Origin of the sequence: Collinsella aerofaciens (assembly GCF_015670745.1) — a bacterium.
Lineage (GTDB): Bacteria > Actinomycetota > Coriobacteriia > Coriobacteriales > Coriobacteriaceae > Collinsella > Collinsella aerofaciens_T.
The window spans coordinates 97,171-115,561 of sequence record NZ_JADPCH010000002.1 but is presented as its reverse complement, the minus strand read 5'-3'; the positions used below and the strand labels follow the sequence as shown (position 1 = coordinate 115,561).

At 50.4% G+C, this 18,391-nt stretch carries 16 protein-coding genes and 1 pseudogene; all 17 read left to right on the top strand.

Going from position 1 to position 18,391, the window contains the following annotated elements:
- Positions 1–244 precede the first annotated feature (244 nt).
- Positions 245–2,008: a threonine--tRNA ligase gene (thrS, locus tag I4W07_RS01460; protein ID WP_055309551.1), complete on the top strand. Its 1,764-nt coding sequence runs from the start codon at positions 245–247 to the stop codon at positions 2,006–2,008.
- 325 nt (positions 2,009–2,333) lie between these two features.
- On the top strand, positions 2,334–2,924 hold the full coding sequence (locus I4W07_RS01455; RefSeq protein ID WP_196025375.1) for a hypothetical protein: 591 nt from the start codon (positions 2,334–2,336) through the stop codon (positions 2,922–2,924).
- A gap of 118 nt (positions 2,925–3,042) precedes the next feature.
- Positions 3,043–3,708, top strand: coding sequence for a sugar transferase (locus I4W07_RS01450; RefSeq protein WP_196025374.1), 666 nt, complete (start codon positions 3,043–3,045; stop codon positions 3,706–3,708).
- Positions 3,709–4,617, top strand: coding sequence for a glycosyltransferase family 2 protein (locus I4W07_RS01445; RefSeq protein WP_196025373.1), 909 nt, complete (start codon positions 3,709–3,711; stop codon positions 4,615–4,617).
- A gap of 46 nt (positions 4,618–4,663) precedes the next feature.
- Positions 4,664–5,935 carry a nucleotide sugar dehydrogenase gene (locus I4W07_RS01440; protein WP_196025372.1) on the top strand — a complete coding sequence of 424 codons (1,272 nt, stop codon included), beginning with the start codon at positions 4,664–4,666 and terminating at the stop codon, positions 5,933–5,935.
- 1 nt (position 5,936) lies between these two features.
- Positions 5,937–7,067 (top strand): glycosyltransferase, encoded by a 1,131-nt coding sequence (locus tag I4W07_RS01435; protein WP_196025371.1) that lies wholly within the window; start codon positions 5,937–5,939, stop codon positions 7,065–7,067.
- 345 nt (positions 7,068–7,412) lie between these two features.
- Positions 7,413–7,569, top strand: a pseudogene (locus I4W07_RS09340) (DapH/DapD/GlmU-related protein); the annotation flags it as partial.
- A 20-nt stretch (positions 7,570–7,589) separates the two neighbouring features.
- On the top strand, positions 7,590–8,816 hold the full coding sequence (locus I4W07_RS01425; RefSeq protein ID WP_196025370.1) for an O-antigen ligase family protein: 1,227 nt from the start codon (positions 7,590–7,592) through the stop codon (positions 8,814–8,816).
- Entirely contained in the window at positions 8,795–9,883 is a 1,089-nt protein-coding gene (locus I4W07_RS01420; RefSeq protein ID WP_196025369.1) for a glycosyltransferase family 2 protein, read from the top strand. The genes I4W07_RS01425 and I4W07_RS01420 overlap by 22 nt, the downstream gene beginning before the upstream one ends.
- A 51-nt stretch (positions 9,884–9,934) precedes the next feature.
- Positions 9,935–10,990, top strand: a complete 1,056-nt coding sequence (locus I4W07_RS01415) for a polysaccharide pyruvyl transferase family protein (RefSeq protein WP_196025368.1) — start codon at positions 9,935–9,937, stop codon at positions 10,988–10,990.
- Entirely contained in the window at positions 10,983–12,488 is a 1,506-nt protein-coding gene (locus tag I4W07_RS01410; RefSeq protein ID WP_196025367.1) for a lipopolysaccharide biosynthesis protein, read from the top strand. The genes I4W07_RS01415 and I4W07_RS01410 overlap by 8 nt, the downstream gene beginning before the upstream one ends.
- A gap of 9 nt (positions 12,489–12,497) precedes the next feature.
- Positions 12,498–13,706 (top strand): Coenzyme F420 hydrogenase/dehydrogenase, beta subunit C-terminal domain, encoded by a 1,209-nt coding sequence (locus I4W07_RS01405; protein ID WP_196025366.1) that lies wholly within the window; start codon positions 12,498–12,500, stop codon positions 13,704–13,706.
- Between the two features lie 440 nt (positions 13,707–14,146).
- Entirely contained in the window at positions 14,147–14,932 is a 786-nt protein-coding gene (locus I4W07_RS01400) for a haloacid dehalogenase-like hydrolase (protein WP_196025365.1), read from the top strand.
- Positions 14,933–15,258: 326 nt separating this feature from the next.
- Entirely contained in the window at positions 15,259–15,438 is a 180-nt protein-coding gene (locus I4W07_RS01395; protein WP_196025364.1) for a hypothetical protein, read from the top strand.
- A gap of 48 nt (positions 15,439–15,486) precedes the next feature.
- Positions 15,487–15,723, top strand: coding sequence for a hypothetical protein (locus I4W07_RS01390; RefSeq protein WP_196025363.1), 237 nt, complete (start codon positions 15,487–15,489; stop codon positions 15,721–15,723).
- A 459-nt stretch (positions 15,724–16,182) separates the two neighbouring features.
- Positions 16,183–17,358, top strand: a complete 1,176-nt coding sequence (locus I4W07_RS01385) for a helix-turn-helix domain-containing protein (RefSeq protein ID WP_196025362.1) — start codon at positions 16,183–16,185, stop codon at positions 17,356–17,358.
- Between the two features lie 159 nt (positions 17,359–17,517).
- Entirely contained in the window at positions 17,518–18,363 is an 846-nt protein-coding gene (locus I4W07_RS01380) for a DUF3800 domain-containing protein (RefSeq protein ID WP_196025361.1), read from the top strand.
- Positions 18,364–18,391 lie beyond the last annotated feature (28 nt).

Sequence of the window (18,391 nt, the reverse complement as noted above, 5' to 3'; positions counted from 1 at the left end):
CGCAAACCACGGGCACCGCGCATCCTGCGCAATCGCCCCGCGCCACGGGCACGCCGCAAACCACGCGCGCCCCACACCCCGCCCCGCCCCACACGATGAAGCATGCGTAGAAAATCGCCCGCCGTGCCATTAAGGTGCGGCGGGCGCTTGTATACCAAGGCAACCTGCCTATAATGATGCAAGTTAAAACGCCGAGCGCATCGCACGCACTTGCATCAGGCATCCGAGAGGAGAAAACATACCCATGAAGGCACTCTACAATGACGGTTCGGTGGCCGAGCTCCCGCAGGACGAGGTCACGCACGTCATCCGTCACTCCGCCGCGCACATCATGGCGCAGGCCATCAAGCGCCTCTATCCCGAGGCCGACTTTGCCTACGGCCCCGCGACCGACAATGGCTTCTACTACGACGTCGATCTGCCCGAGGGCGTCAAGATCAGCGAGGACGACTTCCCCGCGATCGAGGCCGAGATGAAAAAGATCGTCAAGGAGAACCTCAAGTTCTCCGTGTACGAGAAGCCCCGCGCCGAGGCCATCGCCCTTATGGAGGAGCGCGGCGAGAAGTACAAGGTCGAGCACATCGGCGACCTGGACGACGACGCCCGCATCACCTTCTACCAGCAGGGCGACTACATCGACATGTGCGTCGGCCCCCACATCTGCTACACCAAGGCCCTCAAGGCCTTTAAGCTCACCGGCGTCTCGGGCGCCTACTGGAAGGGCGACAAGGACAACAAGATGCTCACCCGCATCAACGGCGTCGCCTTTGCCACCAAGGAAGAACTCGACGAGCACATGCACATGCTGGAGGAGGCCAAGAAGCGCGACCACCGCAAGATCGGCCGCGAGATGGACCTCTTTATGATGCGCGACGAGGCCCCCGGCTTCCCGTTCTTCCTGCCCAACGGCATGATCCTTAAGAACACGCTGCTGGACTACTGGCGCGAGATCCACCACAAGGCCGGCTACGTGGAGATCTCCACGCCGCTCATCATGAACAAGCAGCTGTGGAAGACCTCGGGCCACTGGGACCACTACAAGGACAACATGTACTCCACCGTCATCGACGACGAAGAGTACTGCATTAAGCCCATGAACTGCCCGGGCGGCGTGCTGGTGTACGCCTCCAAGCCGCATTCCTATCGCGAGCTGCCCATTCGCGCCGGCGAGATTGGCCTGGTGCACCGCCACGAGCTGCGCGGCGCCCTGCACGGCCTGTTCCGCGTGCGCTGCTTTAACCAGGACGACGCCCACCTGTTTGTGCGTCCCGACCAGCTGACCGACGAGATCGTGGGCGTGGTCAACCTCATCGACTCCGTGTACCAAAAGTTTGGCTTTAAGTACCACGTTGAGCTTTCCACCCGCCCCGAGGACTCCATGGGTTCGGACGAGGACTGGGCTCGCGCCGAGGAGGGTCTGCGCACCGCCCTGGAGCAGCTGCACATGGACTACGAGGTCAACGAGGGCGACGGCGCTTTCTACGGCCCCAAGATCGACTTCCACCTGGAGGACTCGCTCGGCCGTACCTGGCAGTGCGGTACCGTCCAGCTCGACTTCCAGATGCCGCTCAACTTTGACCTGGAGTACGTGGACGCCGACGGCACCAAGAAGCGCCCCATCATGCTGCATCGCGTGTGCTTTGGCTCCATTGAGCGCTTCATCGGTATTCTGATTGAGCACTTTGCGGGTAAGTTCCCCACCTGGCTTGCCCCCGTGCAGGTCAAGGCGCTTCCCGTCTCTGAGAAGAGCCGCGACTACGCCCACGAGGTGTGCGCCAAGCTGGAGGAAGCTGGCATTCGCGTGGTCTGCGACGACCGCGACGAGAAGATCGGCTACAAGATCCGCGAGGCCCGCAGCATCGACCGCGTGCCCTACATGCTCATCCTGGGCGAGAAGGAGGTCGAGGCCGGCAACATCTCCGTCCGCGATCGCTCTAACGAGACCGTTCAGATGAGCGTTGACGAGTTTGTTGCCAAGGTGACCGAGGAGATCAAAACTCGCGCCTAGCACAAACAATACAAGAATTAACAAAGGCGATCGTCCTATAGGGCGGTCGCCTTTTTTGTTGTCTATAGAAGAAAAGCCGCTGGTTAGAGCGGCTTTTTTGTTGTGCAAAAAGGTACAGGTTTTTGTAGAGGCGTATGGAGATGCGCCTATTCGCGGCGCATTTTGTGTAATCTGGGAAAACGCGAGCAGTTTGCTCGTATAATGAGCTTCGTCGAAAGATACAAAAACCTGTACTTTTGCGACTGCGCCTAGCTGCGAGCGAGAAGCCTGTTCTTAACGCCCCTGCATCCGCGTGCGTCGCGGATTCAAGTTAAGGGGGCGAGAGATGGAACAGACAATGCGGCGCCAAGAGCAGCTGCCCGGTGCCTTTAGTGGCGCCATCACCAACAGTCAGCGCGGCCGCGTCCACTGGTATCTGGTCCACACCCCCAATGGAAAAGAGCGCGAGACCTGTGAAAAGGTCCGCCGCATTATCCCGCACGAGCTGATGCAGGACGCTTTTGTGATGCAAAAGGAGTTCTGGTTTAAGCGGGACGGCGCCTGGTCACTCCAAACCAAACCCATGTACAAGGAATACTTCTTCGTCGCCACGCGCGATGCCGCCCTGCTCGATAGGGCTTTGGCCCAGTTGAGCTTTGGCTGCCGCATTGCCGGCAGCGGGGAGCGGGCCTATGCGCCCATGCCGGACGATGCGCAGGACTGGTACCGCAGCGTGCTCGATGACGACGGCGTGGTGCGCAACAGCGTAGCCCGCATAGAAGACGGCGTGCTGCACATAGAGCAGGGGCCCTTGGTGGGGCAAGAGGCCCGTGTAAAGAAGATCGACCGTCATAAACGCTGGTGCCTGGTGGACGTGGGCGAAGGCGACTCCGCATTTAGGGAGCTGCTTCCGTTGGACGTTCCCAGCAAAACGTAAGGGGACGTCGCACTGGTAATTCATTCGTATTTTGAATTCATCGATGGGGGGGGGTCCTGGGAACAGGGACGTGAATTTGAACTTGACTGTTGAAGAGAAGACTGAAAGCAGCGCATCCATGGGGGAGACACTAGCTATTCAGAAGATACAACCGAGCGGTACGCTGGCCTACCGTTTCTTGAAGAGACTGTTTGATCTTGTCTTCAGCCTTTGCGTGAGTGTGGTGCTGTTCATTCCTGTTGCTGTCGTGTGCGTGCTCATCCGCCTCGAGTCTTCGGGTAGCCCTGTGTATGCGCAAGAACGTGTTGGCAAGGGCGGTAAGGCTATCAAGATCCTTAAACTTCGCAGCATGGTCGCCGATGCCGGCAACGTGCAGAAGTACTTGAGCCCTGAGCAGCTGCGTCAGTGGGAAGTCGAGCGTAAGGTCGACGACGACCCCCGCATTACTAAGGTGGGCCAGTTCATTCGCAAGTGCTCCATCGACGAGATGCCGCAGTTCCTGAACGTGCTAAACGGCGATCTTTCCGTCATCGGACCGCGTCCCATTACAAGAGACGAACTTGAGCAGCATTTTTCCGATGAGGAAAAGGCCGAGCTACTTTCTGTCCAGCCTGGCATCACGGGCCTGTGGCAGGCGACCGATCGCAACGCTGCGACGTTCGAGAGCGGCCTGCGTCAAAAGATCGAGCTTCATTACGTGCGTAACCGATGCTTCCGCATGGATTGGAAATGTTTTACCGGCACCTTTGGTGCCATGTTTGGCAGGAAGAGGACGGGGCGATAAGTGGCTATTGAGAATGGACCTCTGGTTAGCGTTATTGTTCCAACTTATAAAAGGGCAGATCGGCTGACAAAAGCGTTAAATTCTATTTCTAATCAGTCTTACAAGAATCTCGAAATACTTGTCGTTAACGACAACGAAGTGAATTCCAAGTGGGATAAGGAAACAAATAAAGTACTTTTAGCATGCGAAGATTCGCGTCTAAGGACTATCCATACTGCTGGTCGTACGGGCGGGGGTTCCGCGCGTAATTATGCATGTCGTCAAGCTATGGGCGATTACTTGGCATTTCTTGATGATGATGATGAGTTTCTCTCAGATAAGGTCGAAACGCAGCTTGTCTATATGCTGGAAAACGGCCTCGATATGTGCTGGCAGGATGTCTCTTGGTATAACGAGTCGGGTAAACTCGTGGAGCATCGCCGGCTCAATCATTGTGATGATTTCTCAAAACAGGGTTTGCTCAGAGCGCATCTATTAACGCCAATAGCACCCACATCAATCTACATGCTAAAGAAGAGTCTGTTTGACGTGACCGAGGGATTCGGCGAAGTTGCTACGGGTCAAGACTGGTGGCTAATGCTTCGTTGTATTGAAGCTGGCGCGCGTATTGGCTATATGCCAGAAGTCCACGTGCATCAGTATCTGCATTCTGGCGAGCGCCTTTCTCTGGGAAACAACAAGATCGAAGGCGAAGTGGCGAGACACAAGGTCGTTCAAAGTTATTACCCACAGCTCGATAAGAAAGATATCAACTATATAGAGTTTCGACATAACGCCGTTTTGGCATTTGCAATGAAGCGTAGTCGACGATATGTGGATGCGTTCGGCTATGCGATCAAGGCTTTCTTTGCGTCGCCGAGTGCCTGCGTTACCGAAGCTTTTGGATTCTTTAGGAAAAGTAAATCTTAGCTACGAGTTATGAACCGTAATTTCAATTTTTCTCAGGAGTCGTTTTATGACTGAAAAATTAAAGATCGCTGTCGCCGGTACCGGCTACGTCGGCCTGTCCCTCGCCGTCCTGCTCTCGCAGCACAACGAGGTCCACGCGCTGGACATCGTGCCCGAGAAGGTCGAGAAGATCAACAACTACGAGTCGCCCATCCAGGACGACGAGATCGAGCGCTTCCTGGCGGAGGCTAAAGCGGGGGAGCGCGAGCTCGACCTGCACGCCACGGTCGACGTGGCCGAGGCCTACACGGGCGCCGACTACGCCGTCATCGCCACGCCCACCAACTACGACTCGGACAGGAACTTCTTCGACACGAGCTCCGTCGAGGCCGCCATCGCCGCAGTGCGCTCGGTGAACCCGGACGCCTGGATCGTCATCAAGTCGACCATCCCCGTCGGCTACACCTCGGGCCTTCGCGAGAGGCTGGGCGACAGCAAGATCTTCTTCAGTCCCGAGTTCCTGCGCGAGAGCAAGGCTCTCTACGACAACCTGCATCCCTCTCGTATCGTGGTCGGCGCGCCGAAGGATGACGCCGAGGCCGTTGTAGCCGCCGAGAAGTTCGCCGGCCTGCTCGCTCAGGGTGCCGATCCTGCCGAGTTGGAGCGCGTGAACGCCGACGGCACCGTGGGCATCCCGGAGCTGGTGCTGGGCACCACCGAGGCCGAGGCCGTGAAGCTCTTCGCCAACACCTACCTTGCCCTCCGTGTCGCCTATTTCAACGAGCTCGACACCTACTGCGAGGTCCGGGGCCTAAACACCCGCGACGTCATCGACGGCGTCTGCCTGGAGCCACGCATCGGCAGCCACTACAACAACCCCAGCTTCGGCTACGGCGGCTACTGCCTGCCCAAGGACACCAAGCAGCTGCTCGCCAACTACAAGGACGTGCCCCAGAACCTGATCGAGGCCATCGTCGAGGCCAACCGCACCCGCAAGGACTTCGTCGCCGACGAGGTGCTCCAGATGGTGTGGGACCGCGTGTACGCCGGCAAGGAGAAGCCTGTCGTGGGCGTGTACCGCCTGACGATGAAGTCCAACTCCGACAACTTCCGCGCGAGCTCCATCCAGGGCGTCATGAAGCGCGTGAAGGCCAAGGGCGTGCCCGTGGTGGTCTACGAGCCCACGCTCGACGCGCCGGAGTTCTTCGGCTCCGAGGTGACCCACGACCTGGAGGCCTTCAAGGCGGAGTGCGACGTGATCGTCGCCAACCGCTGGAGCGACGAGCTCGCGGACGTGGCGGACAAGGTGTATACGAGGGATTTGTTTAAGAGGGATTAAGTTGATCGGGAAGTCCGGTGTAGCCAGACAGAATACGATTCTGTATTTTGCTAATTGTAACAATTATCATACCATAAAATGGTGTTCATACTTTTCTTCTGTAGGCTATGATGTACACGTCGCAAGCTTAGAAAAGCCGCTTGCTGGAAATGCCGGTACAATCGATCGTGTGTCTGTTCACTGGCTTTCTAATGACAGCGAGCGCCTGGGCTCTGATATTCAAAAATTGTCCTATTTTAGAACCATTTCCCAAGCAAAGGCTCTTATTAAAGAGGTAAATCCTGATATCGTTCACGCACACTATGCTTCAAGCTATGGAACTATTTGTTCGTTTGCGTGCAAACGTCCTTACTACCTTTCTGTCTGGGGCAGCGATGTATATGAATTTCCGCATAAGTCTTTCTTGCATAAAGCCATATTAAAACGTTCTCTAGATAAAGCAACTTGGATTATGTCAACCAGCCGAGCCATGGCCGTTGAAACTCATAAATACACATCCAAAGAGATTGCAATTACGCCTTTTGGTGTTGATATGAGCCTGTTTAATCCTGATAAGGCGGTTCCGCATGAGGGATTTGTTGTCGGAACGGTAAAAGGTCTTGAGTCGAAATATGGAATAGAGACTCTGCTTCACGCATGCAGTTTGGTGCACCGCAATAGACCTGATATCAACCTTAAGGTTCGCATTGCTGGGGCTGGTACGCAGGAGAAATATCTTCGAGATACTGCCAGCTCTCTTGGCATGGATGGTTATTGTAAATGGCTCGGGTTTATCACTCAGGAAAACGCAGCTTGCGAATGGGCTTCTTTTGATGTCGCTTTGGTTCCGAGCGAGAGCGAGAGCTTTGGCGTTTCTGCTGTCGAAGCGCAGGCTTCCGGTACTGCTCTTGTGATTTCGGATATCCCCGGCCTTATGGAAGCGTGTGATGATGGCAAGACCGCCATCGTGGTACGGCGCGGTGACGATGAGGCTCTCGCAAACGCTGTCGAACAACTGGCCGACGACCCCGAGCGCAGGACAGAACTTTCCTGTTTGGGGCGCGCCTATGTAACCCAGGCATATGAATACACGTCATGCTTCCGTCGTATTCAGTATATTTATGATTCAAACGAAAGTGTGCGTGCGTATTAGATGAAAACCAAGTTACTTCGAGGGCTATATTGCGCTTTCGGAAAGCATTTCCCTGTTTCTCGTCGTTCTAGAGCATCGATGAAAATTCGAGTTTTTTGGGCCAGAAAGATGGGATGCGCCATTGGACAGGCTGTAAATATCGAGAGCGGCGCCGAGTTTGACGAACATGTGACGATTGGTGATCGATCGAGCCTTGGCGTTGATTCTCAAGTATTTGGCCCAGTCACTATTGGCAGCAATGTGATGATGGGGCCTGAATGCTGCATTCTAACCCGCAACCACCAGCACGACCGTTGCGATATCCCGATGATTGACCAAGGTTATGAAGATTATCGCCCCGTAGTTATCGGTGATGACGTCTGGATAGGAAGGCGCGTGATCATTCTTCCAGGAGTTACCGTTGGGGGGGGGGTCGATAATCGCTGCTGGAGCTGTTGTTTCCAAGGATGTCAAACCGTATAGCATTGTGGGCGGCGTCCCAGCAAAGCAGATCGGAAATCGAAAATGCTAAAGGAGAATAGTTTGTCTCCAAATAACATCTCATATAACGGCCTACGAGACGAAGGGCTATGGGAAGAGTCAATATTGATGGCTCTTATCCTTGGGTGCATTCTGTTGCTGCCAATAAAGGTGATGGCACCATTGACTTCGCTACTTTATTGTGCCGTGATTGTATTTGAGCTTTTATATATGTTGGTAAGCGCAAAGCGAATTAAAGGGAATAGGCTAGATATCGGTCTTTTGATTTCCGCAGCTGCTTTGTTTTTATATTTACTGGGTCTTTATTTTGGCTTCGGCCAAAAAGGTGAAGAGAGATTAATTCAAACAGCTTTATTTCTTTTGACGCTTATCTCGTTTTCTCGTTATCAATGGACAGGCAGGAACGTCCATCGATTGTTCCTAATTATGCTAGTTCTTATGAGTTTGTGTTTAGCATACTGGTTTGTTAGCGGGAGGATTACAAATTACTATTCCGCATTTTATGGGCACGGAAATGGCTTTGCTGTTGTCATTTTGGCTGCTATTGCTATTACTTTTTTAGATTGCCAAATGAAATTAGAAAGCCTGCATGTCTTGTCACTCGTTCTCTGCGGCATTCTTTTAAGCTTTACGAATAGCCGTTCGGCACTTCTGACTTGCCTCATTTTTATTATCCTAGTATTGGCATTAAAGAATAGAGATGAATCTGGTGCGCGTTTTCTGACGAATGCCGTATTTATCTGTATCTTAATTGGGGTTTTAACATTTTCAATCGTCTATCCATCTCTTTATGGAACCAATCTCGGATTTCAATTGGAATCCCTATCTCGCGAGTGGTTAAATAAAAACTTTTTTAGCGGGCGAGAGCTTGTGTGGAAGATGGTTTTATTGGCGGTTCATGGAAATGAGGCTCTAGGCTTAGGGCTTCAGATGACACCTTCAATGATTTATAACACTGATTTCTCTTCTCACAATATGTATTTGCAGACAATACTTCAGTCCGGTGTCGTGGGATTACTACTTCTGCTTTGTCTATTTTGGATGATTCGAGGGAAACTCGTAGAATGCGGCGACTTCAGTTCCCGTGTGGGCGTCTCTCTCCTTCTTGCGATGTTGGTTCACGAGTGCCTAGAGGTGTCCTTGACTCAAAACAACTTTACATACGGTTTGCTAATTTGGACAGTTATCGGCATAAGTCTAGCCCTGGGTCAAAGTTCGAAGAGCGTACTTAATGATAGGGAGGGAGTATGCTTGTCGACTCCTCTCTAAGCGTGATTATTCCGGCATATCAGGCTGAAAAAACGATTGCGCGTGCAATCAAAAGCGTATTGACTATTGACGTTGATTCGCTTGAAGTGATCGTTGTAAATGATGGGTCAACCGACTCTACTTCAGAGATGGTTCGCAGCATCGTTTCATTCGATAAGCGCGTCAATTTGATTGAGCAATCGAATAGCGGTAGGTCCGTCGCGCGTGATGTTGGATTTCGCGCCGCAACCGGTGATTGGATTATGTTTGTTGATGCGGATGATTTTCTTCTGCCGGATGTGTCTTCTGCCGTTCAACAAGGCATGAATTCTGGATCGGAAATCGTTTTGTTTCCGTTTGTACATAGCTTTTCTCAGATTGGCACCAACCGTTACTTTGGTGGCAAACGTGCGCTGCGGGCTGTGAGCGCCTTGTCATTTGGAGACTTGAGGGAAGCATGTCTCAATTTCAATTTTGATTGCGTGCCATATTCTAATGAGTATCAATTTAATGCTGTTTGGTCGAGACTTTATCGTAGGGATTTATTGCTGGAATTCTCATTAAAAAGCCCTTGGAATAAATTGTTGTTTCCGGCTGGAATAAAATTTTCAGAGGATAGGTTGTTCAACATTGCCTTATTGTCCGTATTTCCTGGCGGCACCGTATCTCTTTCTGATACTCCGTTGTATTGCTGGGATCTTGATGCATCTGGGACTACGGGCATATTCCGCGAGACAGACGTAGCCAGGCTGGTCGATTATTCGCTTGCAATAAATCAATTAATTACTGCAAATTTCTTGTCCCAGTCTGAGGGCAATCGCGTTCTCGCGGCCGAGATTTCAAATCAATTCAAACGGTTTGTTCGCCTTAATGATGTCTTTGCTAGTAAGTTTCAAGATCTCTGGATTGATGCGCTTGCTGCCCTGGAGACAAATCCTAAACTAAGCGACTTTCCTAGTGCTGTCTTGGGGCCTTTTCAAATTTTGATACCTTCCATTCTACTTTTACTAAAGGGACGCATTAAATGCGCTTATTGGTTGGAGAAAGCCGTCTTTAATTTACAGAAATTAATAAGCTCGCAGTTCTAGTTTTTTCCGTTCTCGCCCGTTCGGGTTTCAATAATTGATTGGTGTTATATTATGAAAGTTGGAATACTTACAATCCAAAGTGTTAATTTCGGTAATAGGCTTCAAAACTACGCACTTCAGCATGTTCTTGAAGACTATGGCTGCCAAGTTGAGTCTCTACGACGTGATGGTTCAATTATGGGCCCACTATCATCTAAAGCTAAATACTTTAAGAAATGCATGAGTCTTTTGAGACATATCAATGACCGTAATTCGCTGTTCAGGGCCTTTAACAACAGTTTTATCAATTTTTCAAATGGTACGGTTACAAAGGAATATATTTCTCCGGGTTTGCTTGATTCTTATTCATGTTTTGTTATCGGCTCCGATCAAGTTTGGAATCCCGATTTTGTCTTTAACAGTGAGCTTGAGTATCTTCCGATGGTTGCTTCTGAAAAGAAGATTGCGTACGCCGCTAGTTTTGGGGTGAGCAGTATCGTTTCGAACAGGGATGAGACCGCTAGGCTGCTTAATGGCATTTGTTCCATTTCTGTACGTGAATCCGCTGGCTCCAATATTGTGCGCGATCTCACCGGTCGCGATGTGGCTGTTGTTCTTGATCCGACTTTATTGCTCGGCGCCGCTGATTGGGAAGCTGTCTCCGTCAAACCCAAGGGCGTCGCCTGCGATCAACCGTACCTATTCAAATATGTTCTCGGCAACGACGTTAACAATGCGAAGATTGAAGAGCTTGCGGCTTCTCGCGGCATTGCGATTATTGACGTAATGGATAAATCGCTGAAAATTGGACCTTCCGAATTCGTCTGGCTTATCTCGCATAGCGATCTTGTTTGTACCGATTCCTTTCACGCCAGTGTTTTTGCGCTTCTGCATCACAAACCGCTTGCAATTTTCGAGCGTGTTAGTACTGACGCTGATATGTCTTCCCGTTTTGACACGCTTTGTTCAAATTTTGGCCTCGTAGGTCATCGCTCTTCAGAGTCTTCTTTCGGACCTAAATCCATTTTTGGTACCGATTGGGATGATGTTGATTCTCGACTTGCGATGTTACGTGAATCTTCAAGAAATTGGTTAGCTTGCGCTTTGGAGAGTGTTGCTCGTGACTAGCCAACGTAAAGCGGGGGCTATTCTTGGCTACTTGAATATCATCGTCAAGAACCTTGTGAATCTTATCTACACACCTATGCTTCTCTCTTTTGTGGGGCAGGCTGACTATGGTGTTTACCAAACCTCGAATTCGTTCGTGTTTTCGCTTACGTTGCTCACGTTTGGATTTTCAGAGGCATATGTACGCTTCTATACGCAGAGGAACGCGCATGGCACGGAGGATGACATCCGCTCACTCAATGGAATGTACCTCATGCTGTACCTTGCCGTTTGCGCTGTCGCGCTTTCGCTGGGGCTGCTTTTCGCCGCAAACGTGGAAACGTTCTTTTCGGGAAGTTTCACTTCCGGACAGGTAAGACTTGCCGGGGAGCTCATGGCGATTATGGCCGTCAATGTGGCGTGTACGTTGTTCTCCACCGTCTTCGATGCCTATATCATCGCGCATGAGCAGTTCAAGTATCAGCAGACCAGGCAGATGTTCACCACTCTGGCAACTCCTGGCATAGCGTTTCTGCTTCTCTGTGCTGGCATGGGTGCCGTGGGCGTTGCAACTGCTCAGCTGTCCGTCACTGTTATCCTTCTCTTGCTTAATGCTCGTTTCGCTTACTTTAGACTCGGTATGAGGTTCAGCTTCAAGAGATTCGACACGGCACTCTTTCGGGCAATCGCGTCGTTCTCCGCTTGGATTTTTGTGAACCAAGTTTGCGATCTCATCAACCAGAGTGTCCCCAACATGATGCTCGGCGCACTTGCAAGCGCTGTGACGGTCTCTGTGTTTGCGGTGTCGCTTCAGATAAGGCAAGTTTTCTACTCGCTTTCGACCACCATGTCGAGCGTCTTCGTTCCCAAGATTAACCGCATTGTTGCCGAATCCAATGACAACGATGTGCTTACTAGGCTAATGACACGCGTTGGCCGCTACCAGATGTTCCTGTTTTGCTGGGTCTATTGTGGATTCGTTCTTTTGGGCCGATTCTTTATTACCAAGTGGGCGGGCGCAGGGTTCATCGATGCGTATTATCTCATCTGTGCGATGACGCTTCCCGTCGGCGTCCCACTCTGTCAGAACACTGGTATTGAGATTCAGCGTGCCAAGAACAAGCACAAAGCACGTAGCGTCGTCTACCTTTGCATGTCCTTGTTGAATGTCGCCTTTACCTGGTTTGCCTCTCCGTATCTTGGCTACTGGGCTCCAGCTATCGCCTACATTGTGAGCATTGCGCTAGGCAACGGTCTCTTCATGAATTGGTACTACCAGAACCGCATCGGGCTCGATATGGCTTTCTTCTGGAAGCGTAACCTACCGGTAGCGCTGACGGCCGCATCTGTCCTTGTCGTCTGCAAGTCACTAAGCTTCTTTTTGCCTGTTGTGAGCTGGCCTTTGTTTCTCGCGTGGGGTGCGGCTTACACCGTGTTTTTCACAGTCGCCATGTGGCTATTCGTGCTCGATTCAAATGAGAAGGCGGGGATTACCACCCGTCTTCCGCTCCTTCGTTAGGATAATTCTATGTCAAATACGACTATTTCTGCTCTTGGTGACACTTGCTGTGGCTGCGGCGCCTGCGCTGCCGTCTGTCCCAAGGAGTGTATCTTCATGAAGCGTGACAGACTTGGTTTTTCCTATCCTATAGTGGATTCCGATATTTGCGTCGGATGTGGCGCCTGTGAGCGGGCCTGTCCCGCGTTGGGTGAGCACCGGGATGACCTGCTGCAATCCATATCGTGGGCAAAGGCCGATTCTCCAGATTTGCTTGAGCGGTCTTCTTCCGGTGGTATTTTCGGGCTCCTTGCTCGCAAGGTGCTTGCCGATGGCGGCGTCGTCTGCGGCGCGGCCTTCGATGAGGGATGCCGGGCTGTCCGCCATGTGCTCGTCGACAACGAAGCTGGTCTCGATGCCGTCATGCGTTCCAAATACGTGCAGAGCTCCGTCGGGAAAGAGGCGTACAGGGGCGTACGCGATGTAATCCGTTCTGGACGATGCGTCCTCTTCGCCGGCACCTCCTGCCAGGTCGCAGGCATGAGGGGGTATCTCGGGGGCCTCGCCGACGGCGATCTTTTTCTGTCCGTCGACGTTATCTGCCACGGTGTCCCCTCTCCCGAACTCTGGTCGCGCTGGGTAGACTACCGCGCTGAGGGCTTCGGGTCGGATGTCTGCGACGTAAATATGCGGAGTAAGACAACCGGATGGTTGTCTTACTCCGCTATGTACAAGCACATAGCGGAGAAAGACAACACCGAGGACACCGAGTCCCAGGTGTTTGGGAAGGACTGGTACATGAAGGCTTTCTTGGCCAACGCAAGCCTTCGTTCATCTTGTCTCGCATGTCCTGTAAAGCGCTCGAGCGGTGCCGATATCACGCTTGGCGACTTCTGGGGTTTTCAGAATATTCATCCCGAGGTCGACTACTCCAAGGGCGTATCCGCCGTCCTATGCAATACGGAGAAGGGCGAGCGGGCATTCAAGGCTATCTTTGGGCTCACTGTAAACGGCCCGGCCACGCTTGAGGAGGTAATCGCGGGCAACCCCAGCCTCGTCCGTTCTGTCGCGCCCTATCCAAGGCGCGACGAGTTCTTGAATGACGTGTCTGCGGGGTTGTCCATCCCGGATCTCATGGTCAAGTGGGATTTCCGTTCTTCTCTCTGGCGGCGAGTTCGCGGCATACTTTGCGGCATTAAACGACGACTTAAGAAGTTTGTTTGCGGCGATTCACAATAGTCTTGCTTTGCATTTGGAGTTTATTTATAAGGCAATGGATGCTCTTCGGTTATTTACTCCATAAACAATTAATTTGGTATCGAAAGCAGTATGCATAAAGGTTTGCGTTTAGGGGGTCATTAATGACGAGGCGCGGACGTCGCCAGCGAGATGAAGAGTGGACTTGTAAGTTTTCCAAGCTTCTTCGTTTGGTTGTTGAGAGCAATAATATCAAGCTCGATCATCTTGATAGCGATGCTGGCATATTATTGAGTGCTTTCCGGACCTGGGTGTCGGGGAGAAATTTGCCAGGTCCATCGTATTTTAATTTGCTACTGTCATTCATTGCTCCTAGGGTCAGTGATTCATCTGGACCTATAATTCTTGAACGCGTTTTTTCGGACTGTTCCAATACGTAAGCATGGGATGCGGTTGAGTCGTATTCCGTGTTTGAGGGGGATATGCAGCGATATATTCCTGCGTTGTTAGAGATTTATTGGCGTATGGGCAGAAAGATGGTCCCGTTGCCTTTAACTAGCGATAACGCCGCTGGTCCTTCTGGAAAAACTGTTGCAGTTGTGTTTGATTTTGTGGGCACTCTTTTGCCCAAGATCGATGCTGACAGTAGCCTTCGTTATATCTGGCTCGAATCTGGCCAAGATAAAGCCCGATTCCAGAATATCCTTGCGCACTATTCTCACGATGCTGATGATAGGCGAAGCTATTTTCAGCAGGCTACGGAATTATTCAGGGAAGCGCGTATTACCAAAGATGACATCACTCGCATCGGAAATGGCACTCGGCTAATTCCGGGTATTTGTGACGTGTTTAAGGTGCTTAACGATGCGGGCGTTCTGATCTGGATTGTCTCTCGCTCGGAGAGGCAGTTTATACGCGCGGCCCTTGGTGACCTTGCTTGCTACGTGGAGGAAATCAAGTCCAATCAGTTTCTGTTTGATTCTGAAGGCGTTGTTGATGGCATCCGCATTAGTCCTTTTGACTACGAGGGTAAGCGCAGATTTGTGAGCAGGGTCGCGGGCGATCTGAGCGTTTCGCCCCAAGACATTGTGTTTGTTGGAAACTCGAATAACGACGCATCCGTGAGAGGCAGCGGTGCAGTTACCGTTTGCGTGTCTCCCTCTAATACTACGGGGACAGATCGGTCGTCTTGGACCCACTGCTGCCAGTGCTGCGATGACCTGAGAGACATCCTTCCGTTTATTAACTTACAAAGTACTACAAAGTGAAGCGAAACCTGAGTGCTTTGTCGCGGACTTTGTATCTGCTTCTCGGTTGGCTCATGTACTTGGTTCACTGGACTTGATCAGCTTCGTCACTCAATACCTCGGTCGCCCGCGGCATTATGTAGACAGGGCAAACGACGGAAGGCAGGGTGGTTGCTATGGGAGCGATATCGCTTGGACCAGTAACGGATACCGAAATCAAGCTCACGAAGGAGGTGCTGAACGCGGTCGTAAATGCTACGTGGACTTATAGGTGCTCTAGGGAGTTTAAGCGTGGCCAGGTAGAAAGCATTCGCATTGCAGTCGAATACTTCAATGCTGCGGCAAAGATGAGCTATGTAGATCAGCTTACGAGCGTGATGATGTCTACGTTGGCAAACTCCGCTAGGTTGTACCAGCGCTACGATAGCGAGGGAATCATGACCGACCTCATTAAACAGCAGTTTAACCAGACGCTTGAGGTGCAAGCCAAGTGCCTGAGTTCTATTCTCGAGCAGTTTGCTAAGTAGCCTCTGCATTGAGGCCGAAAAAGTCGCAATTTGGTTGGGGTGCGTATTATGTTCTTTCGCTATTTGGCCGCAAGAGCTCATATGGGTGTCATCGGTATTCGCGCTCGGTTTCGGATTTGGTTGGCTGTGCGATCTGGTGCGTTGGTATTCTTCTCGATGCTTTTATTTCCAGCCATTATTGCTGGGGTCATCACTGCGGTAACGGTTAAATCTATGCTCGCTGCAGTTTTCGCCGGGGTCTTCTGCTTGGCGGTTGAGGTGTACAAGATATTTCAGCTAGATTAGCGGAATGGGCTCATGTCTTATGGGCTACTCAACTTAGATTGAACCGTAGCCTCTTGACTGATTGTGTTTTGTATCAAGATGTTATTCGGGACACCGGGGCCAAAAGTCCCGGTGTCTTTTGTTGCGGGTGATGAGTCCTGTTGGCGTTTCGTGCGTCGTGATCGCAGTGACGTTGCTCGCATTTTTATAAATGATGACTATCGAATTGCTTTAATCATTAGGTGTCGTTATGGCGACAGGTAGTAATTTTTCTTAAGTACTCACTGTCTGGAGCATGGCGTTTGTTATTTACGGATTAACTCGTATTTATATGTTTGACAGTTACTGGGCTTGATATGTTTCCAAGGTGAATTAGCTGGACTGGTTATAATCGATTTCGGGGAAACACCTGACATGCACATTAGCTCTCATTTGCTAAAATGAGTAAAAACATCTTTCAAAGTTTAAATGAGGGATCTATTGTTTCAGCTCGCCCTAATTAATGGTGCAACTCTAAAGCGTCTTCGTGTCATAAGGGGAGTTTCCGAAGACTTTCTTGCTGCTAAAGTCAGAATCTCCATTACGCAGCTGAGGGGCTGGGAGCATGGTGATCCTGGTGATTATCCGACAATCAATCAAGCCGAAGCTATGGCTAATGTGTTGCTTTGCCCATTGGCGGGACTCTATCTTGAACCGAATAAGTTGAAAGAGACGCGAAAACCTCCAATTTCCAACAAGCGAATTGGATATAAACCAAGTTATTCCGATGACAGTGCGTTGAACCTTGCCGTAGAAGATTTGCTCTTGCGCCGTGAGGATATTTTGGAGCTAGCAAAAAAGACGGGTCCCGAAATTCTAAGCTGTGATTTGCCTTATTTAGAGAGCGATATTGTTGAGGCTGCCAAGCGTTTGCGAGATTGGATTGATTATCCGCTTAGCAACCAGATCTCTTCTGCTTCGTCGCGAGTTTTGTATAAGAGTCTTCGTTCTCTATTGGAAGAACGCGGCATTTGCGTTGCTCAGTTTTCAGAGCCATCTGTCGATGAGGCGAGGGGCATATCTCTCTATTTTGAGATGCTCCCAATTGCGGCGGTAAATCAGTCGGATCGATGGCCAGCGAAGTGTTTTAGTTTGTTACACGAGATGATTCACCTATGCTACAGGAAATCAACCACCTGTTCTTGTATAAATGCTGAATGCGATGATGCCGAAGAGGTATATTGCAATGCAGTTGCTGGTGAGTTTCTTTTTTCCAGACAGACTGCACTTCACGAAATAAATAATGGGCTTAATCCTTCTGACTTTCATTCGTTTGATGTGATAGCAAATAAATACTCTATTAGTCGTGATGTTGTTGCAAGGCGTGTATACGACATCGGTCAAATGTCCCGCACTGACTATGAGGAATTATTGGATTTATTTCGGCGTGAAGCCATTGAGTCTAGTTTGCGAGAGAAAGCAAAAGCTCAAGAGTCTGGACGCGCCATGGGGTATATGCCTTACGAAAAGAAGATGGTTGATTTCCATGGGGCCTTGTATTGCGCCTATGTAAATCGAGCACTTTCTTTAGGTGTTTATAGCGAGTATGAAGCAGCTTCGGCATTAGGAGTTAAACCGGATTCTCTTGGATCCGTGTTCAAGGAGGCTTTCGGGTGAAATTTACCAAAACGCCTCAGCAGCTCGACTTAGAATCACTTAGCTATCAGTACATTATTAAGACAATATATCAGTAGCAATTATTATTTGAAAAAGGCAACGAACGTTTGTGTTTGCTATCGTCGCGCTATTCATACATGGATCGGAGATTGATCACGGGTGTCTGATTACAATTTCTACTACGACGAAAGTCAGCATAGTCGCTCACTCAATCTCGAGACCGTCAAAGCCGATGAATTCTACGATGGATTTGTTGTTGCAATAGTAGGGTGGGACTCCCGGCGGGAATCCGATTTGGCTGCCCAGTATTGTGAATTCGAGAAAAAGTATCTTTCTCCAAACGCTAAGGAGTTAAAGAGCACCGTTCTTAAAAAGAGCCATTTCAAATATGGATTTAAATCCCTTTCTCAACACAACGCGCGCTTGATCAGTGATTATCTCGATCTGATTGATAGAGAAATGTATGTCTATTGTTCCTTCTCAAGTAAGGTCGAATTTCTTGTCGATAGACTGTTCAGCCAATATCAAAACCAACCTTGCTTTAATGCCGATTTAATGAAGTACTCTCTTGCAAAGCTATTGGTTCAATATAGGCCCCTCGAAGTAGTTGAAGCGATATACCAATCGCCCGACGATTTACTAGACGCTTTACGGTGCTTTCTCATAAATAGAATCGAAGATGACAAAGCGAATCCAGAGCTTAAGTGGACCGAAATGGATCAATGCAGATCGATCTTGGAAGTTATGGACCGTGTGATGCCGCTGGATGATTATCAGTGGGAATACTATGCGCCCCTTGCGGGATTTGGTCTATATCTGAGCGAGCATAATGAGGTCGATAGCTGCACGCTTGTCATTGATCAAGAAGAGAATACTAGAGCTGCTGCAGAACGGCTTGGTTTTGATAGGGTGCGTGAAGCTGATTCTTCTGAGTGCTTCGGTGTCAGAATGGCTGACATGCTTGTTGGAATAGTGGCAAAACTCATGAAAGCTATTCGTGATTAACTTACCTATCAGTCGCGAGAGGATGAGA

Coding starts and splice junctions, on each gene's coding strand:
- thrS (WP_055309551.1), top strand. CDS start 245: ATGAAGGCACTCTACAATGACGGTTCGGTGGCCGAGCTCCCGCAGGAC.
- I4W07_RS01455 (WP_196025375.1), top strand. CDS start 2,334: ATGGAACAGACAATGCGGCGCCAAGAGCAGCTGCCCGGTGCCTTTAGT.
- I4W07_RS01450 (WP_196025374.1), top strand. CDS start 3,043: ATGGGGGAGACACTAGCTATTCAGAAGATACAACCGAGCGGTACGCTG.
- I4W07_RS01440 (WP_196025372.1), top strand. CDS start 4,664: ATGACTGAAAAATTAAAGATCGCTGTCGCCGGTACCGGCTACGTCGGC.
- I4W07_RS01420 (WP_196025369.1), top strand. CDS start 8,795: ATGCTTGTCGACTCCTCTCTAAGCGTGATTATTCCGGCATATCAGGCT.
- I4W07_RS01415 (WP_196025368.1), top strand. CDS start 9,935: ATGAAAGTTGGAATACTTACAATCCAAAGTGTTAATTTCGGTAATAGG.
- I4W07_RS01405 (WP_196025366.1), top strand. CDS start 12,498: ATGTCAAATACGACTATTTCTGCTCTTGGTGACACTTGCTGTGGCTGC.
- I4W07_RS01400 (WP_196025365.1), top strand. CDS start 14,147: ATGCAGCGATATATTCCTGCGTTGTTAGAGATTTATTGGCGTATGGGC.
- I4W07_RS01395 (WP_196025364.1), top strand. CDS start 15,259: ATGAGCTATGTAGATCAGCTTACGAGCGTGATGATGTCTACGTTGGCA.
- I4W07_RS01390 (WP_196025363.1), top strand. CDS start 15,487: ATGTTCTTTCGCTATTTGGCCGCAAGAGCTCATATGGGTGTCATCGGT.